Source organism: Rhizobium aethiopicum, assembly GCF_014197535.1.
Taxonomy (GTDB): Bacteria; Pseudomonadota; Alphaproteobacteria; order Rhizobiales; family Rhizobiaceae; genus Rhizobium; species Rhizobium aethiopicum_A.
On sequence record NZ_JACIFV010000005.1, the window covers coordinates 16945 to 41995 of the forward strand.

The 25051-nt window shown below is 62.8% G+C and carries 24 protein-coding genes; 9 read left to right on the forward strand and 15 right to left on the reverse strand.

Annotated elements, in window-relative coordinates; translation table 11 throughout:
• Positions 1-3: 3 nt before the first annotated feature.
• Together GGD53_RS09185 and GGD53_RS09190 are read left to right on the forward strand one after the other, a co-directional pair.
• Positions 4-891, forward strand: a complete 888-nt coding sequence (locus GGD53_RS09185; RefSeq protein ID WP_184455166.1) for an SMP-30/gluconolactonase/LRE family protein — start codon at positions 4-6, stop codon at positions 889-891.
• Between the two features lie 219 nt (positions 892-1110).
• Complete coding sequence (locus GGD53_RS09190; RefSeq protein WP_184455167.1) at positions 1111-1716, forward strand: PRC-barrel domain-containing protein; 606 nt, start codon at positions 1111-1113, stop codon at positions 1714-1716.
• 78 nt (positions 1717-1794) lie between these two features.
• On the opposite strand, the gene GGD53_RS09195 is transcribed toward GGD53_RS09190, so the two are convergent.
• A complete protein-coding gene (locus GGD53_RS09195) occupies positions 1795-3159 on the reverse strand; it encodes a putative bifunctional diguanylate cyclase/phosphodiesterase (RefSeq protein WP_184455168.1) in 1365 nt (454 codons plus the stop codon).
• Between the two features lie 145 nt (positions 3160-3304).
• Complete coding sequence (locus GGD53_RS09200; protein WP_184455169.1) at positions 3305-5032, reverse strand: response regulator; 1728 nt, start codon at positions 5030-5032, stop codon at positions 3305-3307.
• A gap of 182 nt (positions 5033-5214) precedes the next feature.
• Between GGD53_RS09200 and mutL the strand changes: the two genes are divergently transcribed.
• Both mutL and GGD53_RS09210 read left to right on the forward strand, forming a co-directional pair.
• Positions 5215-7047 (forward strand): DNA mismatch repair endonuclease MutL, encoded by a 1833-nt coding sequence (gene mutL / locus GGD53_RS09205; protein WP_184455171.1) that lies wholly within the window; start codon positions 5215-5217, stop codon positions 7045-7047.
• Positions 7048-7114: 67 nt separating this feature from the next.
• Positions 7115-7345: a DUF2093 domain-containing protein gene (locus GGD53_RS09210; protein ID WP_010010632.1), complete on the forward strand. Its 231-nt coding sequence runs from the start codon at positions 7115-7117 to the stop codon at positions 7343-7345.
• Positions 7346-7535: 190 nt separating this feature from the next.
• Here GGD53_RS09210 and GGD53_RS09215 read toward each other — a convergent pair whose 3' ends face one another.
• From GGD53_RS09215 to GGD53_RS09225, 3 genes are all read right to left on the reverse strand, one after another.
• Positions 7536-8453, reverse strand: a complete 918-nt coding sequence (locus GGD53_RS09215; RefSeq protein WP_184455172.1) for a sugar ABC transporter substrate-binding protein — start codon at positions 8451-8453, stop codon at positions 7536-7538.
• A 78-nt stretch (positions 8454-8531) separates the two neighbouring features.
• Positions 8532-9296: an ATP-binding cassette domain-containing protein gene (locus tag GGD53_RS09220; protein WP_184455173.1), complete on the reverse strand. Its 765-nt coding sequence runs from the start codon at positions 9294-9296 to the stop codon at positions 8532-8534.
• Positions 9293-10351: an ABC transporter permease gene (locus GGD53_RS09225; RefSeq protein ID WP_184455174.1), complete on the reverse strand. Its 1059-nt coding sequence runs from the start codon at positions 10349-10351 to the stop codon at positions 9293-9295. The genes GGD53_RS09220 and GGD53_RS09225 overlap by 4 nt, the downstream gene beginning before the upstream one ends.
• A 98-nt stretch (positions 10352-10449) precedes the next feature.
• Here GGD53_RS09225 and GGD53_RS09230 point away from each other — a divergent pair, with 98 nt between their 5' ends.
• Positions 10450-11334: a GntR family transcriptional regulator gene (locus tag GGD53_RS09230; RefSeq protein ID WP_184455175.1), complete on the forward strand. Its 885-nt coding sequence runs from the start codon at positions 10450-10452 to the stop codon at positions 11332-11334.
• A 48-nt stretch (positions 11335-11382) separates the two neighbouring features.
• Here GGD53_RS09230 and lpxK read toward each other — a convergent pair whose 3' ends face one another.
• The 6 genes from lpxK to GGD53_RS09260 all read right to left on the reverse strand — a co-directional run bounded on the left by lpxK (position 11383) and on the right by GGD53_RS09260 (position 17266).
• The gene (lpxK, locus tag GGD53_RS09235) at positions 11383-12456 is read right to left on the reverse strand and encodes a tetraacyldisaccharide 4'-kinase (protein WP_184455176.1); all 1074 of its coding nucleotides are present in this window, start codon (positions 12454-12456) and stop codon (positions 11383-11385) included.
• Between the two features lie 89 nt (positions 12457-12545).
• Complete coding sequence (locus GGD53_RS09240) at positions 12546-13268, reverse strand: HAD family hydrolase (protein ID WP_184455177.1); 723 nt, start codon at positions 13266-13268, stop codon at positions 12546-12548.
• 9 nt (positions 13269-13277) lie between these two features.
• A complete protein-coding gene (gene waaA, locus GGD53_RS09245) occupies positions 13278-14597 on the reverse strand; it encodes a lipid IV(A) 3-deoxy-D-manno-octulosonic acid transferase (protein WP_184455178.1) in 1320 nt (439 codons plus the stop codon).
• 159 nt (positions 14598-14756) lie between these two features.
• A complete protein-coding gene (locus GGD53_RS09250; RefSeq protein WP_184455179.1) occupies positions 14757-15005 on the reverse strand; it encodes a DUF4170 domain-containing protein in 249 nt (82 codons plus the stop codon).
• Between the two features lie 62 nt (positions 15006-15067).
• Positions 15068-15877, reverse strand: coding sequence for a 3'(2'),5'-bisphosphate nucleotidase CysQ (locus tag GGD53_RS09255; protein ID WP_184455181.1), 810 nt, complete (start codon positions 15875-15877; stop codon positions 15068-15070).
• A gap of 42 nt (positions 15878-15919) precedes the next feature.
• Positions 15920-17266 carry a TldD/PmbA family protein gene (locus GGD53_RS09260; RefSeq protein WP_184455182.1) on the reverse strand — a complete coding sequence of 449 codons (1347 nt, stop codon included), beginning with the start codon at positions 17264-17266 and terminating at the stop codon, positions 15920-15922.
• Between the two features lie 119 nt (positions 17267-17385).
• Between GGD53_RS09260 and GGD53_RS09265 the strand changes: the two genes are divergently transcribed.
• The 3 genes from GGD53_RS09265 to GGD53_RS09275 all read left to right on the forward strand — a co-directional run bounded on the left by GGD53_RS09265 (position 17386) and on the right by GGD53_RS09275 (position 20176).
• On the forward strand, positions 17386-19200 hold the full coding sequence (locus GGD53_RS09265; RefSeq protein ID WP_184455184.1) for a monovalent cation:proton antiporter-2 (CPA2) family protein: 1815 nt from the start codon (positions 17386-17388) through the stop codon (positions 19198-19200).
• 122 nt (positions 19201-19322) lie between these two features.
• Complete coding sequence (locus tag GGD53_RS09270; RefSeq protein WP_184455186.1) at positions 19323-19694, forward strand: VOC family protein; 372 nt, start codon at positions 19323-19325, stop codon at positions 19692-19694.
• Positions 19695-19696: 2 nt separating this feature from the next.
• The gene (locus tag GGD53_RS09275) at positions 19697-20176 is read left to right on the forward strand and encodes an EVE domain-containing protein (protein WP_184455187.1); all 480 of its coding nucleotides are present in this window, start codon (positions 19697-19699) and stop codon (positions 20174-20176) included.
• Here the strand turns inward: GGD53_RS09275 and GGD53_RS09280 are convergent.
• From GGD53_RS09280 to GGD53_RS09290, 3 genes are read right to left on the reverse strand one after another with little or no spacing between them, the layout of a single operon-like run.
• Positions 20165-21046: a patatin-like phospholipase family protein gene (locus GGD53_RS09280; RefSeq protein WP_184455189.1), complete on the reverse strand. Its 882-nt coding sequence runs from the start codon at positions 21044-21046 to the stop codon at positions 20165-20167. The two genes, GGD53_RS09275 and GGD53_RS09280, sit on opposite strands and share 12 nt — an antisense overlap.
• Before the next feature lie 15 nt (positions 21047-21061).
• Entirely contained in the window at positions 21062-21622 is a 561-nt protein-coding gene (rsmD, locus tag GGD53_RS09285) for a 16S rRNA (guanine(966)-N(2))-methyltransferase RsmD (RefSeq protein ID WP_088396576.1), read from the reverse strand.
• Positions 21603-23537 carry a pseudouridine synthase gene (locus GGD53_RS09290; protein WP_184455191.1) on the reverse strand — a complete coding sequence of 645 codons (1935 nt, stop codon included), beginning with the start codon at positions 23535-23537 and terminating at the stop codon, positions 21603-21605. Before GGD53_RS09290 ends, rsmD begins: the two co-directional genes overlap by 20 nt.
• A gap of 90 nt (positions 23538-23627) precedes the next feature.
• Here GGD53_RS09290 and GGD53_RS09295 point away from each other — a divergent pair, with 90 nt between their 5' ends.
• A complete protein-coding gene (locus GGD53_RS09295) occupies positions 23628-24065 on the forward strand; it encodes a nucleoside deaminase (protein ID WP_184455677.1) in 438 nt (145 codons plus the stop codon).
• A gap of 274 nt (positions 24066-24339) precedes the next feature.
• Here the strand turns inward: GGD53_RS09295 and GGD53_RS09300 are convergent, their stop codons facing one another.
• Positions 24340-24969, reverse strand: coding sequence for a hypothetical protein (locus GGD53_RS09300; RefSeq protein ID WP_064800815.1), 630 nt, complete (start codon positions 24967-24969; stop codon positions 24340-24342).
• Between the last annotated feature and the right edge of the window lie 82 nt (positions 24970-25051).

A 25051-nucleotide genomic window follows, 5' to 3' on the forward strand; every position in this document is an offset into this window, starting at 1 on the left:
CGTATGACCGACATTTACGAGTTCGAAGGCAAGACCCTTTGCAACACCAATTCCGTTCTCGGCGAAGGACCAACCTATGATCCGGACAGCAATACGGTCTGGTGGTTCAATATCCTCGGCAAGGAGCTGCACGAGCTCAGACTCGCAACGGCGGAGAAAAAGGTCCATCCGCTGCCGGTGATGGCAAGCGTGCTGGCCCGCATCGATGCCGGACGGCAGCTGATCGCGACGGAAGAAGGGCTTTTCGTGCGCGATGTGGCGAGCGGCAATCTCACCTTCTATGCCGCGCTCGAAAACGACAGGCCGGAAAACCGCTCGAACGACGGCCGCACCCATCCCTCCGGGGCGCTCTGGATCGGCACGATGAGCAAGAGGGCGGAAAACCAGGCCGGCGCCATCTATCATGTCGCCGGCGGCAAGGTGACGAAGATCTTCAACGGCATCAGCATTCCGAATTCGATCTGCTTTTCCCCCGATGGCACGATCGGCTACTACACGGATTCCCGCATCAACCGGCTGATGCGCGTCATGGTCGATCCGCAGACCGGCCTGCCCATCGGGGAGCCGATCGTGCTCGTCGACAGCATGGACGAACCCGGCAGTATCGACGGTTCGGTGGTCGATGCCGACGGCTATATCTGGAATGCCCGCTGGGGCGCCGGCGTCGTCGATCGCTACAATCCCGATGGCTTGCGTATCTCGCGCTACAAGGTTCCCGCCGTCCAGCCCTCCTGCCCGGCCTTCATCAGCGCCAATGCCGACCGGCTGGCGGTGACGACGGCCTGGGAAGGGCTTGACGAGGATGCCCGTTCGGCCCAGCCGAGCGCCGGCGCGCTGCTGGAACTCGGCATTGAGGTCAAGGGCGTGTTCGATCCCATCTATGTGCTCTGACCGGGGTTTCGGTCAGCCGCCATTCAAGGCGCTCCCAAGTGGGCGCCTTTTTTCGTTTCGGGCCGCTCGCCAATAAAAGTTCCGTGATAATCGAGAAATTTTCCGTGTTTTCAACCGGAACCAATCGGCGCACCGCTCATTTTCCCTTCGAACCGGCGCGGCAAGGATGATGCATTGCCGAGTCAGCGATCACTCTAGGGAAATGAAAGTAGGTTCGAAATGACACGCAAACTTTTGACGACCGTTGCCGCTGGCGCGCTGTTTGCCACGGCTTTCGCACCGGCGGCATTCTCGCAGACGGCGCCGCAGCCTGCCGATCCCGCCGCGACCAATCAGGCAGCGCCGGCCGATCCGGCTGCCCCCAAGCCGGTCACCCCTGATGTCACCAAGCCTGCAGGCGACGCAGCACAGGCTCCGGCTGCAAAACCGAGCACGGATGTAGCTCAAGGTACCTATCTGACGGAGCAGGCTCCGGACCAGGTGAGCGCCAACACCTATATCGGTCAGTCGGTCTACAACGCCAACAATGAAAGCATCGGTAGCATCAACGACCTGATCATGAAGAAGGATGGCGGCATCGTTGCTGCGATCGTCGGCGTCGGCGGCTTCCTCGGCATCGGCGAAAAGGACGTCGCAGTTCCGATGGAAAAAATCACCATCGCCCAGAACACCCAGGATGGCAGTCTCAAGCTGACAACCAGCGAGACCGCTGAATCGCTGAAGGCTGCGCCCGAGTTCAAGACGCTAGCAATGCAGTCTGCAGAGAAGGCCCCGGCCGCGACCGGCACCGATACGACGGCAACCGGTTCGACCACGCCTAAGTAAACCGCGCGTGGTAGTATAGCGTAGGTGATGGCGCTCCTAGGGGCGCCATCGCTTTTTCTGATTGCATGTTGGGATTGCTTATGCGCTGACGCGCTCGGCGGGCGCCATATCGTAATAGTTCTCGTGCAGGAAGCGCAGCGTGGCGATGCCATCGGCCGGGCGGCCGAAATGGTAGCCCTGGCCCATGCCGCAGCCGAGCGTGCGCAGCTTCACCGCCTCGGCATAATCCTCGATGCCTTCGGCCACGACTTCCAGCTCCAAGCCTTCGCACATGGAAAGGATCGCCTTGATGATGTGTTCGGAGGCGCGATCGGAATTGATGCGCGAGACGAAGGCACGGTCGATCTTGATCTTGTCGAAGATGAAGTCACGCAGACGCCCTAGGCTCGACTGGCCCGTGCCGAAATCGTCGAGCGAGATGCGAACGCCGGCGGCGCGCAGATCGGCGATGATGCGGTGGGCGGTATCGGCCGAACCCATCACCGCCGTCTCGGTGATTTCCAGTTCCAGGCGATGCGGATCGAAGCCGACCCGGCCGAGGATCGACAGGATGCTGCCGCTCGTGCCGGGATCCATCAGCTGCGCCGAAGAGAGATTGAACGACAGAAAGAGTTCGCGCGGCCAGGATAGGGCTGCTTCAGCGGCCTTGCGAAGCAGGGCCTCCGACAGCGCGTCGATGAAACCGCGCTCTTCGGCGAGCGGCACGAAGACGCCGGGGGACACGAAACCGAGATCGGGATCGTTCCAGCGGGCGAGCGCCTCGAAGCCGACGACCTGATTGTTGGCGAGCGAGACGATCGGCTGGAAATGAACATCGATGGCGTCGGAGATAATGGCGTTTCTGAGCGCCTGCTCCAGCTGTGTCGCGCGCTTCATCTCCTGGGCGATTTCACGCGAATAGACGGTGATCTGGCCGCGGCCGCGGCGTTTGGAACGATAGAGGGCGGTTTCGGCGCTCTTCAACAGTTCTTCGCAGTCCTCTCCGGCGAAGGGATAGATGGCGAAGCCGAGGGAGGCAGACAGACGCACATTGCGGTCGCCGAGGTCATAGGGCGCCGACAGCACCTCGCGGATCATCTGGCCGAATTTTTCGGCGCTCGCCCGCTCGAAGATTAACGGCAGCACGAAGGCGAATTCGTCACCGTCGTGACGGGTGACCAGCGCCCCGTCCGGAATGCAGGCCCTGAGCCGATGGGCGACCTGGCAAAGGATCTCATCGCCGGCGGAGGAGCCAAAGAGATCGTTGATCGGCTTGAAGCTGTCGAGATTGGCGATGCCGATGGTGAACGGAGCGGGATCGCTGGCGCGCTCGGCGGAGATCTGCAGCACCTTGTCGCGCATGCGATTGCGGTTTCCCAACCCGGTCAGCGGATCGGTATAAGCCATCGCCTGAAGCTCATTGTGACTCACGGTCAAGGAAGCTGTTTCCGCCGATTTCATCATCCAAACCCGAGCTTCCCTCCGCAGCCGGGGAGAGAATGACCGGCATTTCTTAACAATTCGCTAGTAAATCAGCTGCCTTGACGGGCTGATCTACCCCAGATTTGGGAGATTGCGGTATACGGGAGACGGCGACCGGACTTCCGTCTCATCCGTTCGCTCGAACCGGCGCAGCCCCTTCTGTCAAGAATTTCTGAAATATCGTCTCCAGCATGTCGGGACTGACGGGCTTCATGATGACGTCGTCCATGCCGGATTTGGCGCATTCGGCGCGATCGCGCTCGAAGGCCTGGGTCAGCACGCCGATGATCGGAGTGCGGGCTGCGCCGCCGGCTTCTTCCATCTGGCGGATCAGGCGCGCCGCCTCGAAGCCGTTGAAGCCCGGCAGCGAAATGTCCATCAGGACCACGCCGGGCCGGTGTTCGGCCCAGAGGCGCACGACTTCGTCGCCGGTCGCAGCGATCATATGACGATAGCCGAGGCCCTCGAGGATCTGTGAAAACACGATCTGATTGATATCGTTGTCTTCGGCGACGAGAACCTGCAGGCCGGCCGTATCGTCGGAAGTGCTGATTTCCCAATCCGCGTCCGCCCCGCCGCCGCTGTTGCGACTGTTGCGATTGAAATGGCGGGCGATCTGAAAGGTCAGCTCGTTGGCGATCTGGAAACCGTCCATGACGAGCGCCGGAATTCCGTATTGCTCGGAAAGCTCGAGGCAGCGCATGCCCATCTGATTGTCGATGATCAGCAGATCGAGCGAAATGCCCGAGGAGGTGGCGATTTCCAGAAACCGCTCCTCTTCATCCTCGCCGCGCACCGAGCAGGATTCGAAACCGTATTTCGTCAGCGTCCGCAGAGCGGCGGTCTCGGCGGCGAGGTCGGCGGTGACGACGAGAATCTTGCGGCCGGAGAAATTCTCCGGAACGATCGCCTCCATCGCCGCCGGCTCGCGGCGCTCCACCGCGCTCGGCACCGGCACATAGGCGCGGCGATAACTCTGGTTGGTGGAGGCGGTGATCGCCGAGGCGCGGTCGAACTCCTCGAGATCGGCGCCGTCGCGCGGCAGGTCCTGCATGGTCGACACCAGGAAATAGCGGCCGGGCTTGCCGATGCGGTGCTTGCGGCTGACGATGTCGCGCTCGATGCCGTCGCGGGAGATCTGCCGCTGGCGGGAGATCGACATCTCGCCGGTTTCCAGCACGTGACGATCGCTTTCTTCGAAGCGCTTGGCGATCTCGGGTGAGAAGAGATCACCGCTCTTGCGCCCGAGCACCTCGTCGGCGCTCCTCTGGTATTTCTCGCAAAAGGCGAGGTTCACCGCGACATAGGTGAGGTTGCGATCCTTGACGAAAAGCGGGAACGGCAGGTTGTCGAGAATGTCTTCGGTGAGCTGCACCCGCTCCATGTCCGAGCGCCACTGCTCCTCGCGCTTCTTGTCCTCGGAAATGTCGGAGACGACGGTGACGCCGTAACCGCCCGGCAGCCTGCGCTTGACGAAGCGGACCCAGCTGTCGGCGCCATGTCGCTCGACGGATTCGAAGCGTTCGCGCCAATGCGAGGCGATTTTCTGCGACAGCCAGTCCTCGCGGCTGAGCGAGCCGCTCTGCCTGATATATTGCTGACGAACGCCGGTATCGTAGATCGCGCCCAGGAAATCGCGCAGCCGGATGCCTGGCTTCAGCATCTCGGACGGCAGGGGGAAGAATTCGAGAATCTGGCGGCTTGCGAAGATCAGATGATCGTTCTTGTCGTAGATGATGAACGCTGCCGAAAGGCTGTCGCACACCGCATCGAAGAGCGCCGTCTGCAGATCGGCCCCGGCGAGAGTCCCGTCGGTCTCTGATGATGTGTCCGCCTTTTCGAAGCCGGCACTCATTCCATTTCGTCCCACATCTGTTCGATTTCGCGGCTTCCGGAGGTGTGTGATTAGAAATGCCATTTTTCTGTTAAAACCGGCTTAACACTACCGATCCCCGAATTCGCGGGAGCCGCGGATCATAGTTCGCCAAGCGATCGGAAACCCCTTCCCTCCAGCCCGCGAATCCCCGAAAATAGCCCATGGCCATCAGACAGCTTTCCGAAACGCTCATCAACCAGATCGCCGCCGGCGAAGTCATCGAACGGCCGGCGAGCGCTGCCAAGGAATTGATCGAAAACGCCCTCGATGCCGGGGCGACGCGCATCGAGATCGCCACGGCAGGCGGCGGCAAGGCGCTGCTGCGGGTCAGCGACAACGGCTCCGGCATGGACGCCGCCGATCTGGAACTGGCAATCAGGCGCCACTGCACCTCGAAGATCTCCGAGACGCTCGAGGATATTAGAACGCTCGGCTTCCGCGGCGAGGCGCTGCCTTCGATCGGGTCCGTGGCTAGGCTCAGCATCGCAAGCCGCAAGCGCGACAGCGCCGGCGGCCACGAGGTCGCCGTTGCCGGCGGCAAGGTCCTGCATCTGCGGCCGGCCGCCGCCAATCCCGGCACGATCGTCGAAGTCCGCGACCTGTTCTTCGCCACGCCGGCGCGGCTTAAATTCCTGAAGACGGAAAGGGCCGAAGCCGGCGCCATTACCGAGATCGTCAAACGTATGGCGATCGCTTTCCCCGCCGTGCGCTTCGTGCTGTCCGGCTCGGACCGCGCGACGCTGGAATTTCCGGCAACGGGCGACGATCATCTGGCGCGCATGGCGCAGGTGCTCGGCAAGGACTTCAGCGACAACGCCATTGCGCTCGACGCCGTGCGCGAGGAGATCTCGCTGACCGGCTTTGCCGGCGTGCCGACCTTCAATCGCGGCAACTCCGCCCATCAATATGCCTTCGTCAACGGCCGCCCGGTGCAGGACAAGCTGATCCTCTCGGCGATTCGCGGCGCTTATGCCGAGACGATCCCGTCCGGGCGCTATCCGGTGGCGGTGTTGTCGATCGCTCTCGATCCGGCCCTCGTCGACGTCAACGTGCATCCGGCCAAATCCGACGTGCGCTTCCGAGACCCAGGCCTGGTGCGCGGCCTGATCGTCGGCGCCATTCGCGAGGCGCTCGCGCGCGACGGCAGCCGGGCGGCAACGACCGGCGCGAGCGATATGCTGCGCGCCTTCCGCCCCGGTTTCCAGCCCTATGGGCAGCGGCCACAGGCGCCATGGTCGGCAGAGACCTCCCCTTCCCGCCCCTACCAGCCGGCGCCGGCTTTTTCCGAACGGCCGCAGGCATACTTCGACGGCCTGTCGATGCCGACCGCGCGGGCCGAGCCGCAATTTTCTCCCGACCCCGTGTCTCCCGGCCCGGCCTCTCCTCGCCCGGCCGCCCCGGAAACCATCGGACGTTATCCGCTCGGCGCGGCACGGGCGCAGATCCACGCCAATTACATCGTCGCCCAGACAGAGGACGGGCTCGTCATCGTCGACCAGCATGCGGCGCATGAGCGGCTGGTGTTCGAGGCGATGCGCAAGGCGCTGCATGCGAAACGGCTGGCCTCGCAGGTGCTGCTCATCCCCGAGATCGTCGACATTCCGGAAGAGGATTGCGACCGGCTGATGCTGCATGCGGCAGAGTTTGCCGAACTCGGTCTGGCGATCGAGCGCTTCGGCCCCGGTGCGATCGCGGTGCGCGAAACGCCGGCCATGCTCGGCGAGGTCGACGCCCACGGCCTGATCCGCCAGCTTGCCGACGAGATTGCCGAATGGGATACGGCGTCCGGCCTGTCGGCCAAGCTCGAATATGTGGCGGCGACCATGGCCTGCCATGGATCGGTTCGCTCCGGCCGGCGGCTGCGGCCGGAGGAAATGAACGCGCTGCTGAGGGAAATGGAAGTGACGCCCGGCTCCGGCCAGTGCAATCACGGCCGACCTACCTATATCGAATTGAAGCTCAGCGATATCGAGCGGCTTTTCGGCAGAAGCTGAAAAAGCTGGCAAAGCCGTTCATGCGGGAGTATGGCAGACGGATGACAGACTGTAGGGAACGGAGCGCATGAATTTGTTCGAAGGGCACGGAAACCGCGAGGCGAAGATCCGCTATCTCGACGGCGATTTCCAGATTCTCTCGCCCGGCTCCTACGTCGTCTGCGCGATGACCGGAAAAAACATCCCGCTCGACGAGCTGCGCTACTGGAGCGTCGCTCGCCAGGAGCCTTATGCAGACGTGATCTCGGCGATCGAAGCCGACAAACGCGCCGGCGTGCTGCCGAACCAGCGGCGTTAAGTGCCGGGCGCACGCTCCGATTGGCGTTCGCGACGGTTGGGACTGAAGATCGTGCTCGGCCATTAATCGCATCCTGAGTCCGACAACGAGCAGCACGTTCGGCTCGCCCGGCGAAGGACGAGCCGCTTGCATGATCCGATGTGCGCAAGGCAAGGATGAGTTTGTAGCAAATTCCCCGAGAAGGAATAGCTCACTTAAATTTTGCCATGTTCTCCGGCGTCACGAGCGCCGCGCCGGAATCAATCAAAGACTCCACCTTCTCTCCACGAATTGACTTTACAAGCGCGTCCACACCGAGTTCGGCCATCTTGGTAGGAAACTGCGCCACCGACGCATCCTCGATTCCACTCTTCAGCGCTTCCTCTTCGCCGCAGCAGAAATCGAAACCGACCAGCACAATCTTGTCATTGGCAGTGCCAGCGTTCTTGATTGCGCGTGCCGCGCCAGCAGCCGGCGGGCCGCAAGCGGCATAAATCGCCTTCAGGTCTGGGTTTTTCGTCAACAGATCCTCGGCGACGCTGATCCCGAGTTCCTCGGTGCAGTTGGTCGCGCCTTTGCCGACGATCTTGACGTCAACCCCCTTCAGGCCTTCCAGCATACCCTTCACACGGTCATCAAGCGCTGGCACACCCGGCACGCCCTCAAGTATCCCAAGCGTGTCGCCGTCACGAAGAACGGTCTTGAGATATTCCCCGGCGATCTTGCCGGCGGCGAAGTTGTTGGTCGTGGCAAGCGCTGTCCTGCCGTTCCAATCCGGAATGTTGTTATCCATCAGCACGACCTTGATACCGGCCGCCACCGCCTTGTCCAGGGCCGTGGCCACGGTGGGATCGACGGGCGTGATGGCAATGCCCTGCACGCCTCGTGTCACCATCGACTCGATCTGCGCGATTTGGCCCTCGATGTCGGTTGCGGACGTACCTTGGCCGTAAATGATCTCGACTCCCGGATTTTTCTTGGCATAATCTTTCGCTGCGTTCTCCATTGTTGCGAAGAACGGTACAGGGAATTTGGTTATAAAGCCGAGCTTCACTGGCTCCTGCGCCAGTGACGGAACGACAGCGACGACCAGGATCGCAACGGCTCCCAGCACGGATTGCGGTTTCATGATTACACCTCCCATATCTCGACCACCCTCCTCTAGAGCGATCTCATTGTCCGCTGCCCGAACGAAGCAGCGATCTCGTTAAGCCTCTGCGCCGACGATCATCGCGACAATGTCCTGCTTGTTCGCTTCCGTTGGCTTCACTTCACCCACCTTGCGACCTTGCCGGAGGACAACCGCCCGGTCGGCGATTTCCACGACGTGCTCCATGTTGTGGGTAATGATGATCACGGCATTGCCGTCGGCTTTGAGCTGATTGATAATGTCAAGAACCTGGCGAGACTCGCGAAGGCCGAGAGCCGCGGTTGGCTCGTCAAGGATCACCAGTTTGCGCGCAAAAACAATGGCGCGTGCGACCGCGATCGCCTGCCGCTGTCCCCCAGACATCAGTGCGACCGGTGAGTCGAATTTCGGCAACTTAACCTTCAGGCGATCGATGACGCTCGCTGCTTCCCGCTTCATTTCGCCCGTGCTCAGAAAGCGCAGCGGACGCGGCAACCAGGAGGGGAAAGAGATTTCCCGACCGCAATAGAAATTCTGCACGGGGGTCAGATTGTCGAAAAGCGCCAGGTCCTGATAGACGGTTTCAATCCCGGCGCGGCGGGCGGCCGCCGTTGAATGAAGCGATACCGGAGCACCATCCACAAGGATCTCTCCTTCGTCGAGACTATGAAGCCCGCTGATGCATTTGACGAGTGTCGACTTGCCGGCGCCGTTGTCGCCCAGGAGAGCCGTTACCTCACCTGAATAAGCATCGAAACTTACATTTTTTAGGGCATGGATGGCACCAAAGCGCTTCTGGGCATTTCGAACCGAAAGTGCCGGTGTGGTGGATGCCGGGTTCATTGCACTGCCGCCGATTGCAGCACGCGTGCGCGCGACTCGAGATGGTTACGAAGCACGTCAGCTTCGACGGCGATGACGATGACGAACCCAATCGCGATCATCTGAAAGAACACGTCGACGCCGAGAAGGTTAAGGGCATTGCGGATGACGCCGATCAACACGGCGCCGATCAGCGCGTGACCGAGATGGCCTCGTCCGCCAAGGAAGCTGGCGCCGCCGATAATCACCGCAGCAATCGTGTCGAGTTCCAGGAGATTGCCGTAGATCGGCGAGGCGGCGCCGGTCCGGCCGGCGAGCAGCACCGCGCCGACACCGGCACAAAAGCCGGAAACGATGTAGGTCGAGAGCAGAACGCCCATGACCGGTATACCCATGCTTCTTGCGGCGCTCGGCGAGCCGCCGACCGCATAGATCCACCGGCCGCAGACCATCGATTTCGTCAGGATCAAGAATAGAAACCCGAACATCCCGACGACGAGAAAGGAGTTGGGCACACCAAGAGTCGTAGCGCCACCGATTGCGGTCACGGCATCAGGCATCCCGCGTATGGTCGTGTGGCCGGGCGCCAATTCGAGTGCCAGACCGCGGCAAATGCTCAAGGTCGCAAGTGTAATGATAAAGGGGTGCGGCAGCCGGCCATAGACAAACACGAAACCGTTTACCGCTCCGACAGCAGCTCCTGTCAGCAGCATGGCCGCAATGACGAGGAATGAGGAGTCAACCTGTTGGTAGACAAGTCCGCCGACGACCGTCGCCAGCGCAAGATTCGAACCGACAGACAGGTCGATGCCGCGCGTCAGGATGACCAGTTGCTGGCCCATTGCCACGACGGCGATCACTGCGGTCTGCGCCAGTATGTTTCCCAGGTTGGTGGGCTTTAGAAAAGCCGGGGTGACCAAGCTGACGACGGCGATGAGCATGATGAGGATCAGCAGTGGACCCAGGCTCAATAGCTTCAATCCGAGCGCGATGCCGGAGCGTCTCGGATGGAAGGTTGCATCCTGCGAACCACCAGGCCGGGACGAATTCTGTGACAGAATCCTGGAGTCTTCCAAATTCCCCTAGCCTCCCCCGTTTTTTATACATAAGAAACATACGATACACGTACGTCAACTTGTTTTTTATGGATAATGATCAGACCACGAGGAGCGTCATGCGAACGGATACGACTTTCAAGAGGGCGTTCAATGATATGATCGATATCCTCCGGACGCTCGATCCTGGAGAGGAATTGCCCTCCGAAAACGCGCTACGCGCCCAACTGGGCGTGAGCAGGACAACGGTGCGGAAGGTGCTGGCAGGGATGTCCGCGCGCGGCATCATCATATCTGACGTGCACAGGCGGATCGTACATGAGCAGCCATCGCAGATCGATCGCTATCCGCAGGAAGAGACCCTGGCAATTTCGGAACAGGTCGAGACAAGCTTCATGGAATGGATGCTTCGGGGCGGTGCTTGCCCGGGCACAGAAATCAACGAGACGGAGTTAGGTCGGAAGTTCGGGGTCGCAACGACGATTATCCGTGAGTTTCTCAATCGATTTCAGAAATACGGGCTGATCGAGAAGCGTCCGAATGCAGGCTGGGTCTTCAAAGGGTTCACCGCCAGTTTCGCGCTCGAATTGTTCGAGATCAGAGAGATGTTCGAAATGCGCTCTGCGCGGCTGTTCGCTGGCCTGCCCGACAGTTCGCCCGTCTGGAAGCAGATCCAATCCATGCGAGCTGCACATTTGGAGCTGCTCGCCGATATCGACAGCCGGTTTCAGGATTTCTCGGAATTGGACAGCCGATTCCACCGGCTGATTGGGGCAGTCGCCCCAAATCGGTTTATCGAAAGCTTTCAAGACGTGATCGCCATGGTCTTCCACTATCACTATCAGTGGAACAAGCGCGATGAACGCGCGCGCAACGAGGTCGCAATCGGGGAACATCTTGCGCTGATCGAAGCCCTCGAAAGTCGCGATATTGCGTTGATCGATCGCGCATGTCGATTGCATCTGACCTCCGCTCGCGAGACCTTGCTTCACTCGATCGCATGATCGCCTTGCAGGCAGATTTAGGCCGCCGAGATGTTTCGCAGCAGCCAGTTACAGCCGATCGGCCTTTCCTGAAATTGCTTTAGCCCCAACCTTCGATTCCTTGAGGCGCCGCTCACGGCATGCGACGATAGCCCGGTCAATGATAAGGCTCGCGGCGAGATGATCCTCAAAGACCATATCGACCTCGATGATCTGAGCCTTCTGCGCCAGTTGCTCCGCCTTGCCGTGATGGCCGGAGAGGCGAACGAAATCCTTTGACGTGGTGACGATCAGAAGGTCCTGGCGCTCGGCGGTCGTCAGGATATCGTCGATCTCCTCCTCGGTCAGGTGCTCGTGGTCGCCGAAGGTCTTGGCGACCGCGATTTCGGCGCCGCGCGATTCGACGGTGCGGAAGAATTTGGCGGGATCGGCGATACCGGCGAAGGCGAGCACCTTGATGCCGGCAAGCCTGTTGTCACCGCGCACCTTCAGCGAGGCGGTGAAATAGGGCTTTGCCGCGCGTGCCGCCATGCGGACGATGCCGTCGGCGGCATTGCCGCCGCCGACCTTCAGCAGCGCCGTCGCCGAACGCAGCTGCTGGCGGATCGGCGCGCGAACCGGGCCGGCCGGCACGATATGGCCGTTGCCAAGGCCGCGCGTCGCGTCGATGACGAGCAGCGCATAGTCGATCGCCAGCCGGGCGCTCTGAAACCCATCATCCATGATGATGAGATCGGCGCCTTCCGCCACCAGGCGCCGAGCACCATCGACGCGCCGGCGGGAAATCACCGTCAGCGCCTCTTGGGCGAGCAAAAGCGGTTCATCGCCGACGGCGACCGCCCGGTGATGATGGGGATCGACCACCGTCGTCACGTCGAGCGAGCCGCCGTAACCTCGGCTGAGAAAGCCGGGCTTCAGGCCTTTCGCCTTGGCGGCGCGGGCAAGCGTCAGCGCCGTCGGCGTCTTGCCGGCGCCGCCGACGGTGAAATTGCCGACACAGATGACGGGAACGGAAACCGAGGCGCGGCGCGCATGGGCCATGCGATGGCCGGCGATACGGCCGTAAAGAAAGGACAGCGGCGCCAGCAGCCAGGCCCGCCAATCGGCTTTCCTCCACCAGAACGGCGGCGCTTCTGAAATCATTTTGCCGTCCCGCTCCCCGCCGGCCAGAGAATTTCGTTTCCCGGCCGGATTGAGAGGTTAAAATCGATGAAAATGCAAGCCTTTACCGATCAGGCCGGCTGCAGATCGGGCAGCAGCGTCTCAAGGGCGGTGATATTATCGAGCACATGATCGGCGGCCGCGGCAAGTGAATCGCGCGAGCCGGTTCCCGTCAACACGGCGATCCTCAGTCCCGTGCCGGCATTCAGGCCCATGTGCAGATCGTGATTGTTGTCGCCGACGATCGCGACCTCTTCAGGCAAAAGCCCGGTCGCAGCGCAGAAGCCGAGCACCATGCCCGGCTCCGGCTTGACGCCGAAGCCGCTGTCGTAGCCGGCGATATAATCGACGTAGCGGGCGAAACCAAAGCGCTCCGCCGTCTGGCGGATGGAGCGCTCATTGTCGCTGGAGGCGACACCGAGCTTGAAACCGCGCCGATGCAGCCTTGCGAAAAAGCCGGCAAGGTCGGTCACCGGCACGGAAAATTCAGCGGCGCCGGAAAAGAGGTCGTCGAGACGGATCGTCAATTCGTCGATGTCGACCATCGACCCGGCGGCGACGAGTCCCTCGGCGATCTGCCTTGTATTGCCGGCGGCGAGCAGGCTGTCGGGGACGATATGGCCGCTCACCGGATCCATGCCGCAGGCGGACAGCAGCCGGTCGGCCAAAAGCGGATCGCCCTCAGCGGCGATGCGGGCAAGCTCGCGATTGACCGGCAGCCAGCTCTCATCATAGTCGAGCAGAGTGCCGTCCTTGTCGAAGAGGATGCCTTTAATATGCGCCGGGCCCGACATCGCGTCTCCTCAGACCTGGGCCGCGGCCCTGGGCAACAAACGCGCCTTGACCGTCAGCGGATTGATATAGGGTTCAAGCCCCTTCACCGTCGCCGACAGTGCGCCGCGCATTTCGTGCACGGTGGCGACGCCGGCCTCGATCATGTTCCGGCGGGCTTCATCGTTGGTCAGCAGGTAATGCACGCCCTTGGCCAGCATTTCGGTATCGCGCACCATGCGGGCGCTGCCGCTGCGGGCGAGCTTCTGATAGGCTTCGCGAAAATTCTGCACATTGCCGCCGGAGAGGATGGCGCATCCGAGCATGGCAGGCTCCAGCGGGTTTTGACCGCCCTCGGCAAAGAGCGAGCGGCCGACGAAAGCGATTTCGGTCAGACGGAGATAAAGCCCCATTTCGCCGATCGTATCGCCGAGGAAGATATCGACATCGGCGGAGAGGACATCGTCGCGGGTGCGGCGGGCGACTTTCAGCCCCTGCTTGACGAGCGCCGCTTCGATCTCGTCGCTGCGCTCGGGATGGCGGGGCACGATGATCGTCAATTGACGATCGCGCTCCTTCAGGGCGCGATGGACGATGCCGGCGGCATTCTCCTCGCCGTCGAAGGTGGAGATCGCCGCCCAGGTTTTGCGATCGCCGATCTGCTTCTTGTAGCGGGCGAAGACAGCGCTGTCATAAGGCGGCGCGTCGGTATCGACCTTCAGATTGCCCGAGGTGATGACGGGAACGGCACCGAGATCGCGGAACCGCTCGGCATCGACATCGGATTGGGCGATGACGAGAGCGAGGTTCTCGAACAAGGCCTCCGCAATCGACGGGCGGCGGCGCCAGCGGGCAAAGGAGCGGTCCGACATGCGGGCATTGACCAGGATCTGCGGGATGCGGCGACGGCCGAGCTCCAGCACGGTGGCCGGCCAGATCTCGGATTCGGCGATGATGGCGCAATCGGGCTGCCAATAATCGAGGAAACGGCTGACGGCGGGCTTCAGATCCAACGGCACATATTGATGGATCGCCTCCTGGCCGAGGCGCTCGGCGGCAAGCCTGGCGGAGGTGATGGTGCCGGTGGTCAGAACGACGTGAATATCACGGCGGCGGAGTTCGCGGATCAGCGGAATGACGGCATTGGTTTCGCCAACACTTGCGGCATGGAACCAGACGAGCGGGCCCTGTGGCCGATTGGCGCTCGGATAGCCGAAGCGTTCCAGGCGGCGCGCCCGGTCTTCCTTGCCCTTGGCCGTGCGGTAGGTCAGATAGAGGCCGACGACCGGAGAAGCCACGGTTCCCGCCAGACGGTATGTGCTCAGACCGAGCCGCGCCATCCGGGAGCTCATCGCGCCAGCCTCCGACCCAAGACGATCGACATCAAACCCATTCCCTTATTATCGTTGCGGCCGGAATGGCCGATCAATTTGTTCAGAATGCGTCAAACGATCCGGATCGACGGGCGCCCGATGCACGAAGGCCCGTTCGGCTGGCGGCGGCTGCCGAGGTCAGTTGCCCCCAGCCTTTTGTTGCGGATCGAGCAGACGGTGCATGTGGACGATAAAATAGCGCATATGCGCATTGTCGACCGTCTGCTGCGCCTTCGCCTTCCAGGCCGTCAGCGCCGAGGCATAGTCGGGAAAAATGCCGACGATATCGAGACCGTTCAGATCACGGAACTGGACATCCTCGAGGCTTTCCAGTTCGCCGCCAAAAACGAGGTGCAAAAGCTGCTTCTTGTCACCGGAGTCAGTCATTTTCTTGTTCTCTTTCTGCCGAGTTCCTCCGCCACCTCATCTGCGGGATTTTGACGGAAACGTCAACCGTCTCCTCGCCCGGCAAAAGCCGTTAGAAACTCATCGATCCGGGCCGTCGGCGCCGCACAGAGCACCTTATGGGTGACGTCCGCCCTGTTATAGACGATCGGCTTGCCGTCGAGGTCGACGAGGCCGCCGCCGGCGCAGGCCAGAACGAGATCGGCGGCAGCAAGGTCCCAGTCATGCGAATTGCCCTTGACGAAGGTGCCTTCGAGACGGCCGTCCGCCACCATGGCAATGCGATAGGCAAGCGAGGGGACATATTTCTCGCGTCTCACGCGGTCACGGAACGCCGGCTGAAAGGTCTTCAACAGGTCCTCGCCGATCGCAAGCCGGCTCATTTCGTCCGGCCCGGCGGCGGAAACGGTGAGGGGCACACCATTCTTCAGCGCCACGCCGCCATCGACGGCCTCGTAGAATTCTTCGAGCGCCGGTGCATAGAGCACGCCGGCGACGGGGCGGCCGCGATGCACGACCGCGACGCTGACGCACCAGACCTGCTGCCCGCCGAGGAAGGCGCGGGTGCCGTCGATCGGATCGACGATGAACAGCGTCTCGCGCGAGAGGCGGCCTTCATCATCCTCGGTTTCCTCCGACAGCCAGCCATATTCCGGCCGCGCCTTGCGCAGGATCGTTTCAAGCGTCTTGTTGGCGGCGAAATCGGCGGCGCTGACCGGAGAGCGGTCCCCGTTCTTCCACCAGACCTCGGGAGACTGGTTGAAGAAGCCGTAAGCGACCGCGCCGGCCTCCTTCGCAGCATCGGCGATCAAGGCGAGATCGCTCTGCCAGCGGAGCTTTTCCCTATCGCTCATCCGTCAATCCATTTTCTGCCGCCCGTTTCCTCTGGCCGTTTCTCATTGGCCGGCGAGCGTCATGCCTTCGATCGCGAAGGTCGGAGCCGCGACGCCGAACTTGCGGTCGATGTCGTTTGCCGGCGTCAGGCGCATGAACATGTCCTTGAGATTCGAGGCGATCGTCACCTCGGACACCGGGAAAGTGAGTTCGCCGTTCTCGATCCAGAAGCCGGTGGCGCCGCGGCTATATTCGCCGGTGATCATGTTGACGCCGTGGCCGATCAATTCGGTGACGTAAAAACCGTTGCCGATGCTGTGGATCAGCTCCTCCGGCGAGATCTCGCCCGGCTCCAGGGCAAGATTGGTGGAAGACGGCGTGACGGCGCTGCCGCCACGCACGCCGCGGCCATTGGTCTCGAGGCCGAGTTCGCGGGCCGTCGAGGTCGAGAGGAACCAGTGCTTCAGGACACCGTCTTCGATCATGACAAGCCGCTCGCCGGACACGCCCTCACCATCGAAGGGACGCGAGGAAGGCCCGCGCACGATCAGCGGATCGTCGGTGATCGACAGGCCCGACTTCAGCACCTGCTGACCCATCCTGTCACGCAGGAAGCTGGTCTTTCGGGCGACGGCGGCACCGTTGATCGCCCCGGCGATATGGCCGACAAAACCGCGGGCGACGCGCGGATCGAAGACGACGGTGACGTTCTTGCCGGTCGGCACCTGGCGCGGATTGACGCGCTTGACCACCCGCTCGCCGGCGCGGCGGCCGATTTCGGCGGGATCGTCGAGCTCGGCGTAATAAAGCCGGCTGTCGAAATCATAGTCGCGCTCCATGCCGGTGCCTTCGCCTGCGATGACGCTGACGGAGTTGCCGAAACGGGAGGCCATGTAGCTGCCTTCGAAACCGTGCGACGTGGCGAGAACGAGGCCGCCCATGCCGGCCGACGCGCCGGCGCCGGAGGAATTGGTGACGCCCTTAACCGCTAGGGCGGCCGTTTCGGCGGCAAGAGCCGCCTCGCGCAGCATCTCGGAGGAAACCTCCGTGGTATCGAGCAATTGCAGGTCGGGATAGGACTTGGCAAGGTTCACCTCGTCCGCCAGGCACGCGTACGGGTCTTCCGGGGAAACCTTGGCCATGGCGACGGCACGTTCGGCCAGCGCCTGGAGATCGAAGCCCGGATTGGCCGAAACGCTGGCGACGCGTTTGCCGATGAAGACGCGCAGCGAAAAATCATCGCTTTCCGACGATTCCGTTCCCTCGACCTTGCCAAGCCGGACGCTGACCGATTGCGAGCGAGAGCGGACGACGACGGCGTCGGCAGCGTCGGCTCCTGCCTTCCTTGCCAGATCGATCAATTGACTTGCGCGGGAAAGAAGTGTCGAGGAATCGATTTCAGAAGACATGATTTGGCCTTTCCTTCGGCTTCCATTTATTGTGCACTCTCCCTGGCATCAAGGCCGCCGCCGCCGATTCTTTGTTAGGGCTGCCCGGATGTTTCCCGCCGTCGAGAGAAATTGCCAGCATGTCAGCGCCCAACGACCTTTTTTCTGAAACGGTCCTGCTGCTCGGCGGCGCGGTGGTCGCCGCTCCGATCTTCAAGAAGCTCGGGCTCGGCACGGTGCTCGGTTACCTCGCCGCCGGCATCGTCATCGGCCCGGTCTTCCACGGCATCACCGATGGCGAACAGATCCTTGCCGTCGCCGAGCTCGGCGTCGTCTTCCTGCTCTTCATCATCGGGCTGGAGCTGAAGCCAAGCCGGCTCTGGCAGATGCGCCGCGACATCTTCGGCCTCGGCACGGCGCAGGTGGTGGTGACAGGGCTGGCGCTGACGGCGCTCGCCTGGTTTTCCGAAGTTCTCGATTGGCGCGGCAGCATCGTCGCCGGCTTCGGCCTGGCGCTGTCCTCGACCGCCTTCGCCATGCAGATCCTCGAAGGCGACGGCGATGTCAATACGAGATACGGGCAGCGTTCCTTCTCGATGCTGCTGTTCCAGGACTTGGCGATCGTGCCGCTCTTGGCGCTGATCACCGTTCTTGACGGCAGCGGCAAGGGCAGCAATATGCCGCTCACCGATTTTGCCGTGGCCGTCGGCGCCGTGGCGGCGATGATCGTCATGGGGCGCTATCTGCTGACGCCGCTCTTCCAGATCATCGCCCGCACCGGCGCGCGCGAGGCGATGATCGCGGCGGCGCTCTTCGTCGTGATGGGATCGGCAAGCCTGATGCAGCTTGCCGGACTGTCGATGGCGATGGGCGCCTTCCTGTCCGGGGTGATGCTGGCCGAATCCTCCTACCGGCATGAGCTGGAGGCCGATATCGAGCCTTTCCGCGGCGTGCTGCTCGCCATCTTCTTCATCGCCGTCGGCCTGTCGCTGCAGCTCGGCGTCCTCATCGACAACGCGCTTTTCGTCATCGTCATCGTGCCGATCGTCATGGCCGTCAAGGCGATCATTATCTACGGGCTCTGCCGGATGTCAGGATCGCCGCACAATGACGCGATCCGCATCGCCTTCCTGTTGCCGCAGGGCGGCGAATTCGGCTTCGTACTCTTTACCACCGCGGGCGCCGTCGGATTGATGTCGACGAGCACCGCATCGCTGCTGGTGGCGATCGTCACGCTGTCCATGGCGCTGACGCCGATCGGCGCGGCGCTGTCGAAGCGGCTGCTCAATGGCGATGAACAGGAGGAACTGGACGAGGATTTCGAGGGTGCCGGCGCCGACGTGCTGATGGTCGGCTTCTCGCGCTTCGGCCAGATCGCCGCCCAGATCCTGCTTGCCGGCGGGCGCAGCGTCACCGTCATCGACTTTTCCGCCGACCGCATCCGCCAGGCCTCCTCCTTCGGCTTCCGCATCTATTTCGGCGACGGCACCCGCAAGGACGTGCTGCGCTCGGCCGGCATTGACCGGACGAAGATCGTGCTCGTCTGCACGCAGAAGAAGGAGATCACCGACAAGGTGGTCGAACTGGTGCAGGCCGACTATCCGCACACGCGCCTCTACGTACGCTCCTATGACCGCATCCATTCGATCGAACTGCGCAACAAGGGGATTGATTACGAGCTGCGCGAAACGCTGGAATCGGGCCTGCTGTTCGGACGGCGGACGCTGGAGGCGCTCGGCGTCTCGGAGGTCGATGCCTATGAAATCGGCGAGGATATCCGCAAGCGCGACGAGGCGCGGCTGGTGCTGCAGGTTTCCGAGGGGCTGCAGGCGGGGCGCGACATGCTGTTTTCCCATCCGGTGCGTCCCGAACCGCTAGTCAAGCCGAAGCGTGCCGCCGATCCTTTCGAGGATGATCCGCTGGCGGGAATCGCCGATGCGACGGCGGACGCATAAATCAGTTTCTGCAAGCGCGACGCTCGAGCGGGTCGCCGAGCGTAAGGGCGCAGAGGCTACTGCCAGAATCTGTCAGCATGCCTCTCTAAGGTCCTCCTGACCGACACACACAGGAGGCTAACATGATCGACAGCAACAGCATTCTGCTTTTCGTAACCGACGCGCAGAAGAGCGCCAGCTTTTATGCGCGGCTGCTCGGGCAGGATCCCGTGGAGGCCAGCCCGACCTTCGCAATGTTCATTCTGCCTTCGGGCCTGGCGCTCGGACTGTGGGGCAAGGCGGGCGTCGAGCCGGCGCCGGCTGCTGCGGGCGGCGGCTGCGAGGTCGGTTTCAAGGTCGCGACAGCAGACATGGTCGATAGGCTCCACGCCGAATGGCAGGGCAAGAGCGCGGCGATCCTCCTGCCGCCGACCGACCTCGATTTCGGCCGTAGCTTTGTTGCTGCCGATCCCGACGGCCATCGCTTGCGCGTCTACAATGTGGCGGAGGACTGAATATGTCCCGCAGCTGGATCGCTGTCGCATCAGCAAACCATGTCCGTATCGGACGCGCATCCGGGTTCATGCAAGTCTGTCACGGCAAGGCCGCTCCACTCAGGCGCAGCGCGCCAGGCGACCGCGTGATTTACTATTCGCCGACCGAAACCTTTGGCGGCAAGGATCGCCTGCAGGCGTTCACGGCCATTGGCATGATCGAGGAAACGGCGGCATATCAGGTGGAGGCTCACCCCGGCTTCCGCCCCTGGAGGCGGGATGTCGCGTGGTGGCGGGCGACGGAAACGCCGATCCGGCCACTGCTCGGTCGCCTGTCGTTCACAAACGATCGGGGCGGCTGGGGCTATCGACTGCGCTTCGGTCTCTTCGAAATCGACAATGACGATGCCGAACTCGTTGCTGAGGCGATGATGGCCGAACCCCTCATGCACGTCGCCCGGACCTGTGCAGCGGTTCCGGTGCAAGGGACGTTAGCGCTTTAGCCGCGCTTCGATTTCGCGGTCGAGAGCGAATTTCAGGTCGTCCTTGACGCCGACCGACATCGCCAGCACTTCGCGAGCCTTGAGGAAGTCCATGACCCCGGTGCGGCCGACCGTCGGGCGTAGGAAGATGTGCGGCTGGCAAAGCTTTAGCTTCAGCGAGATCGCCGTCTGCATCATCAGTTGACCGGAACCGAAGATGCTTTCCATGCGGTTCGGGATATGGGTGCCGTCGCCTTCCGGGGCGCCGACGACGTCGATGCCGACGACGATGTCGGCAAGATCCATCAGGCATTCATAAGGCACCGGATTGCTGATGCCGCCATCGATCATCACGCGGCCGCGCAGGCGCACCGGCATGAAAACGGCGGGGATGGAGGAAGAGGCGGCGAGTGCCGGAAACAGCTCGCCCTCTTCGATGATGACCTCGTTCTGGCCGTAATAATCTGTGGTGATCACCTTCATTGGCACCAGCAGATCGCCAAAGCGGGCGGGCAGTTCGGACGGCAGGAAGGCTTTGAGGATCCGTTCCAGATTGAACTGGCCGATGCGAATGCCTTTAGCCACGGCATCGCGCACCGTTGTCGGCCTCATCCCCCAGATGCGGGCGACGACGGCCGTCTTGTTGCCGACGGTTGCCAGCGCATGTTCGCGGATTTCGGCGCCGGACATGCCGGCGGCCATGCCGGCTCCCATGATGGCGCCGATCGACGAACCCGCAATCGCCACAGGGCGGATGCCGAGTTCGTCGAGGGTTTCGATGATATGGATATGGGACAGGCCGCGCGCGCCGCCGCCGCCGAAGGCGACAGCGACCGTCGGCAAATCGCTGATCGCAGGCAGTTTCGGGCTGATGATCTCTGCCTGCTGCACGCCCCGCCCCTGCGCCTATTGCGGCTGATATCGGAAGAAATGCACCCTCGTATCGCCAAAGATGCGGCTTTCGAGGAAAACATAGGAAGGGTGGACCGAAACGACAATATCGGCGCGTTCTTCGAGCACCGCGATCGCGCCCGGCCGCAGCCAGCCGCCAACCGCAGCCGCCGCCATCGCCTTTTCGCCGAGGCCCTTGCCATAGGGCGGGTCGGCAAAGAGCACATCGAAAGGCTCGAGATTGCCGACGCTGCCGAGATCGGTCGCATCGCGGCGCAGGATGCGGGTGCGGCCGTGCAGGCCGAGCGCATCGATGTTTTCCCAGAGCAGCGCCCTGCCCTCGACGCTGTTTTCGACGAAGAGCGCATGACGACAGCCGCGCGAGACAGCTTCGAGGCCGACGGCGCCGGTTCCGGCAAAAAGATCAAGGATCCGGGTGCCGTCGACGCATTCCGGATAGGCGTGGCTCAATATATTGAACAGGCTCTCGCGCGTCCGGTCGGCAGTCGGCCGGATGTCGTTGGATTTTGGCACGGCGAGAGGCCGTCCGCGAAACTCACCGCCGACGATCCGCACCGCGCGTCATTCCCTTTCCTCTCGCACCACCTCTGGACGGGCCGCCAGCGGGCCTATCGCCGCCCGGCCTGTCACCGCCCGGCTTGCCACTCTTCGGTTTGCCGGAAAAATTCTTGGGCCCACCGGGCTTGGCGCCAAAGCTCTTGCCGCGCGGCTTCTCGCCCGGGGCCTTGTCGCCGAACGACCGTTCGCCGCGCGGGCGGTCGCTGCGCCCCTCGCCGGCAAAGCTTCTGGCTGTCCGCGGGCGCTCGTCACCCTCCTCACGCGGCTTGCGATCGCCACGCGGCTTGCCGGCGAAAGGTCGATCGCCACGCGACGGACGATCGCCGAACGGGCGGTCGCTGCGCGGACGCTCAGAACGGCCCTCGCCGGTGGAGGCTCTGGCGGCGCGAGGACGCTCATCACCATCGGCACGCGGCCTGCGGTCGCCGCGCGGCTTGTCGCCGAAAGGCCGGTCGCCACGCGAACGCTCCGCACGGCCTTCGCCACGCGCCGGGCGGTCGCCATAACCGCGGTCTTCGCGGGCCGGGCGATCGCCGAACGAGCGCTTGTGGCCGCGGCTTTCGCCCTCATCCTTGCGGTGGGGCTGCTCGCTCGAGCGGATCCATTCGCCGTCCTCCTCGCGCACACGATTGATCTGCGTGCGCGGGCGATCCTCGATATGGTGAAAACCGGTGCCCTTTGCCGGCGTCTGCTCGCCGCGCCGGCGCGCGGTCTGCTCATTCTTGGCGGCTTTCGCCGCAGCCTTTTCGCCGAGCGGCCGGGCGCCCGGCGCCATCCAGACATTGGCGCTGCGGCGCGGGCCGAGCGGCTGGGGACGTTTCGGCTTGTCATCGTCGAAGCGGCGGCCATCGCGGCGGTCATCATCTCTACGCCCGCCACCGCGACGATCGTCGCGCTTGGTGTCAAGGCGGCTCAGCGCCCGTTCGCGCTTGTCCTCGTCGCGGCGTGGACGCTGTTCGCGCTTTTCCGGGGCTGCGGGTTCAGCTTCTTCCTCGGCGGCAACGGCGGGCGCATTGTAAATCGGCGCGTCGAAATTCGCCTTGGCTTCCTCGATCAGGCGCGGCCCGAGCTGGTCGCGAAGCGTGCGGCCGCGCACTTCGATGACATGGCCTTCCGGCAAGTCGCCGAGCTGGAACGGGCCGTAGGATATGCGGATCAGACGGTTGACGTCGAGGCCGAGAGCGCCGAGCACGTTCTTGATTTCTCGGTTCTTGCCTTCGCGAAGGCCCATGGTGATCCAGACGTTCGAGCCCTGCGTGCGGTCGAGCGTCGCCTCGATCGAACCGTAGAGCACGCCGTCGACGGCAATGCCGTCCTTCAGCTTGTCGAGCGCTTCCTGGTCGATCTCACCATGGGCGCGGACGCGGTAGCGCCGGAGCCAACCGGTCGCCGGCAGTTCGAGGGCGCGGGCGAGACCGCCGTCATTGGTGAGCAGCAGCAGGCCTTCGGTGTTGATGTCGAGACGGCCGATCGACATAACGCGCGGTAGCTCTTCCGGCAGATTGTCGAAGACGGTCGCACGGCCTTCCGGATCGGCATTGGTGGTCACCAGGCCTGCCGGCTTGTGATAGAGCCAGAGCCTGGTGCGCTCGATGCCGCGGATCGGCACGCCGTCGACCTCGATACGGTCGGCAAGCGTGACGTTGACGACGGGGGTTTCGAGAACCGTGCCGTTCAGCGTCACACGGCCTTCCATGATCATGCGCTCGATGTCGCGGCGGGAGGCGACGCCTGCGCGCGCCATCACCTTGGAAATGCGTTCGGCCTTGGTGTCGCTGTCGGTTTCGGCCGCCGGACGCGCGGCTGCAGCCTTCGCCGGCTTCGCGCCGCCCGCCTTCGGACCGGCCTTCGGCCTGATATCCCGTGAAAGGGGCTTCGCGCCCGGGCGTTTTGGCTTGTCTTTGGGTGTCATTTGCTGTTTGCCTGCCTTTTGGGCCTGTCTATCAGGTCACGCATCTGCGGTTAAGTGGAAATTCGTGCGATCGTGAAGACAAATCGTTTCATGGAGATGGCGCTTGAAGAAGCGCGCGCCGCCGGAGAACGCGGCGAAGTGCCGATCGGCGCGGTCATCGTTGTCGACGATATTGCCGTTTCACGCTCGGGAAATCGCACGCGCGAGCTCAAAGACGTCACCGCGCACGCCGAAATCGCCGCAATCCGGCTGGCCTGCGAGGCGCTTGGGCAGGAACGCCTTGTCGGCGCTGATCTCTATGTGACGCTCGAGCCTTGCACCATGTGCGCGGCAGCCATCTCGTTTGCGCGCATCCGCCGGCTCTATTACGGCGCCGAGGATCCGAAGGGCGGCGCCGTCGACCACGGCGTGCGATTCTATACGCAACCGACCTGCCATCACGCGCCCGAGGTCTATTCCGGCATCAACGAGGTGCAGTCGGCCGAGATTTTGCGAAGGTTCTTTGCGGTACGGAGAGAGGCGCCGTAGTCCCCACGTCCGTGTATGCCGTTATCATTGGTCGCGCGCTGGTACTGTCCGGCTGATGAGCAACAGATTCAATGTAATCTTGAGATATCCCGGCAGGAGATCGCCGATACAAGCCCCTCATCCGGCTGCCGCCACCTTCTCCCCGCGCGCGGGGCGAAGGGGATATGCCGCACCGGCTTCCTCAATCCTGACGCTCCGTTTGCCTCGTCCCCTCGCCCCGCGAGCGGGGAGAGGGTTAGGGTGAGGGGGCAAATCCGCGTGGCGAGAACGACCGCTACTGCAGGAAGTTCCACCATTGCTTGCCGGAATTGGCGATCGCCGCATCCTTCTTGCGCTTCTTCTGCTTCTTGAGCTCGGGCTCGCCGACGTCGTCGAGCTTTGCCGGGTCGTCGACGGTGCGGTAACCGGGCGGCGGATCGGAAATATAGCGGCGCTGATCGACATAGGAGCCCTTCTGCAGGGCGCGGGCCTCGCGATAGGCCTGGGTCTGGGCTTCGGTCGTGCGCCGGCCGCCTTCGATGGCGGAGCTTGCCAGCGGCGAGCGGTAATTCGGATTGTCCGAATTGGCGTCAGCCTCGGAAACGAGGCGGGCGCGCGTCTCCTCGGGCGATTCAAGCCATTGCGGATTGTCCTTGTTGGCCACCGTCGGCTGCGGCGCGATGAGGGTTTCGCGCTGGCCCTCGGCCGGCAGCACCAGCGTCGGACGCGGCGTATATTTGACGCCCTTATTCTTCGGTTCCGGTCCGGTCAGCGATACGGACTGGCCGAGATCGTCGGTCAGCTGCTCCATGGCTGTCTTGTCGGTGCCGTAGGTCGGGCTGCTGGCGCAGCCGGACACAAGGGAGCATCCCGCCATGACAACAGACAGGCAGGCGCCTACACGGAACCAATGCGTTGCGAACATGAAAACCCTTCCAGCCACCGGTGCAATCGTCGCCCTACCGGACAACCGTCCCCCTGACGCAAAAATCCGGCCATTTTCAGGC

What these genes read in the sequence shown, in the direction of transcription:
- GGD53_RS09255 (WP_184455181.1), bottom strand. Translation starts at nt 15,877, where the DNA reads ATGAGCGATAGGGAAAAGCTCCGCTGGCAGAGCGATCTCGCCTTGATC.
- GGD53_RS09220 (WP_184455173.1), bottom strand. Translation starts at nt 9,296, where the DNA reads ATGAACCCGGCATCCACCACACCGGCACTTTCGGTTCGAAATGCCCAG.
- GGD53_RS09250 (WP_184455179.1), bottom strand. Translation starts at nt 15,005, where the DNA reads ATGACTGACTCCGGTGACAAGAAGCAGCTTTTGCACCTCGTTTTTGGC.
- GGD53_RS09295 (WP_184455677.1), top strand. Translation starts at nt 23,628, where the DNA reads ATGGAGATGGCGCTTGAAGAAGCGCGCGCCGCCGGAGAACGCGGCGAA.
- mutL (WP_184455171.1), top strand. Translation starts at nt 5,215, where the DNA reads ATGGCCATCAGACAGCTTTCCGAAACGCTCATCAACCAGATCGCCGCC.
- lpxK (WP_184455176.1), bottom strand. Translation starts at nt 12,456, where the DNA reads ATGATTTCAGAAGCGCCGCCGTTCTGGTGGAGGAAAGCCGATTGGCGG.
- GGD53_RS09270 (WP_184455186.1), top strand. Translation starts at nt 19,323, where the DNA reads ATGATCGACAGCAACAGCATTCTGCTTTTCGTAACCGACGCGCAGAAG.
- GGD53_RS09195 (WP_184455168.1), bottom strand. Translation starts at nt 3,159, where the DNA reads ATGATGAAATCGGCGGAAACAGCTTCCTTGACCGTGAGTCACAATGAG.
- GGD53_RS09265 (WP_184455184.1), top strand. Translation starts at nt 17,386, where the DNA reads ATGTCAGCGCCCAACGACCTTTTTTCTGAAACGGTCCTGCTGCTCGGC.
- GGD53_RS09190 (WP_184455167.1), top strand. Translation starts at nt 1,111, where the DNA reads ATGACACGCAAACTTTTGACGACCGTTGCCGCTGGCGCGCTGTTTGCC.
- GGD53_RS09300 (WP_064800815.1), bottom strand. Translation starts at nt 24,969, where the DNA reads ATGTTCGCAACGCATTGGTTCCGTGTAGGCGCCTGCCTGTCTGTTGTC.
- GGD53_RS09200 (WP_184455169.1), bottom strand. Translation starts at nt 5,032, where the DNA reads ATGAGTGCCGGCTTCGAAAAGGCGGACACATCATCAGAGACCGACGGG.
- GGD53_RS09215 (WP_184455172.1), bottom strand. Translation starts at nt 8,453, where the DNA reads ATGAAACCGCAATCCGTGCTGGGAGCCGTTGCGATCCTGGTCGTCGCT.
- GGD53_RS09230 (WP_184455175.1), top strand. Translation starts at nt 10,450, where the DNA reads ATGCGAACGGATACGACTTTCAAGAGGGCGTTCAATGATATGATCGAT.
- GGD53_RS09275 (WP_184455187.1), top strand. Translation starts at nt 19,697, where the DNA reads ATGTCCCGCAGCTGGATCGCTGTCGCATCAGCAAACCATGTCCGTATC.
- GGD53_RS09210 (WP_010010632.1), top strand. Translation starts at nt 7,115, where the DNA reads ATGAATTTGTTCGAAGGGCACGGAAACCGCGAGGCGAAGATCCGCTAT.
- GGD53_RS09240 (WP_184455177.1), bottom strand. Translation starts at nt 13,268, where the DNA reads ATGTCGGGCCCGGCGCATATTAAAGGCATCCTCTTCGACAAGGACGGC.
- GGD53_RS09185 (WP_184455166.1), top strand. Translation starts at nt 4, where the DNA reads ATGACCGACATTTACGAGTTCGAAGGCAAGACCCTTTGCAACACCAAT.
- GGD53_RS09290 (WP_184455191.1), bottom strand. Translation starts at nt 23,537, where the DNA reads ATGACACCCAAAGACAAGCCAAAACGCCCGGGCGCGAAGCCCCTTTCA.
- waaA (WP_184455178.1), bottom strand. Translation starts at nt 14,597, where the DNA reads ATGAGCTCCCGGATGGCGCGGCTCGGTCTGAGCACATACCGTCTGGCG.
- GGD53_RS09260 (WP_184455182.1), bottom strand. Translation starts at nt 17,266, where the DNA reads ATGTCTTCTGAAATCGATTCCTCGACACTTCTTTCCCGCGCAAGTCAA.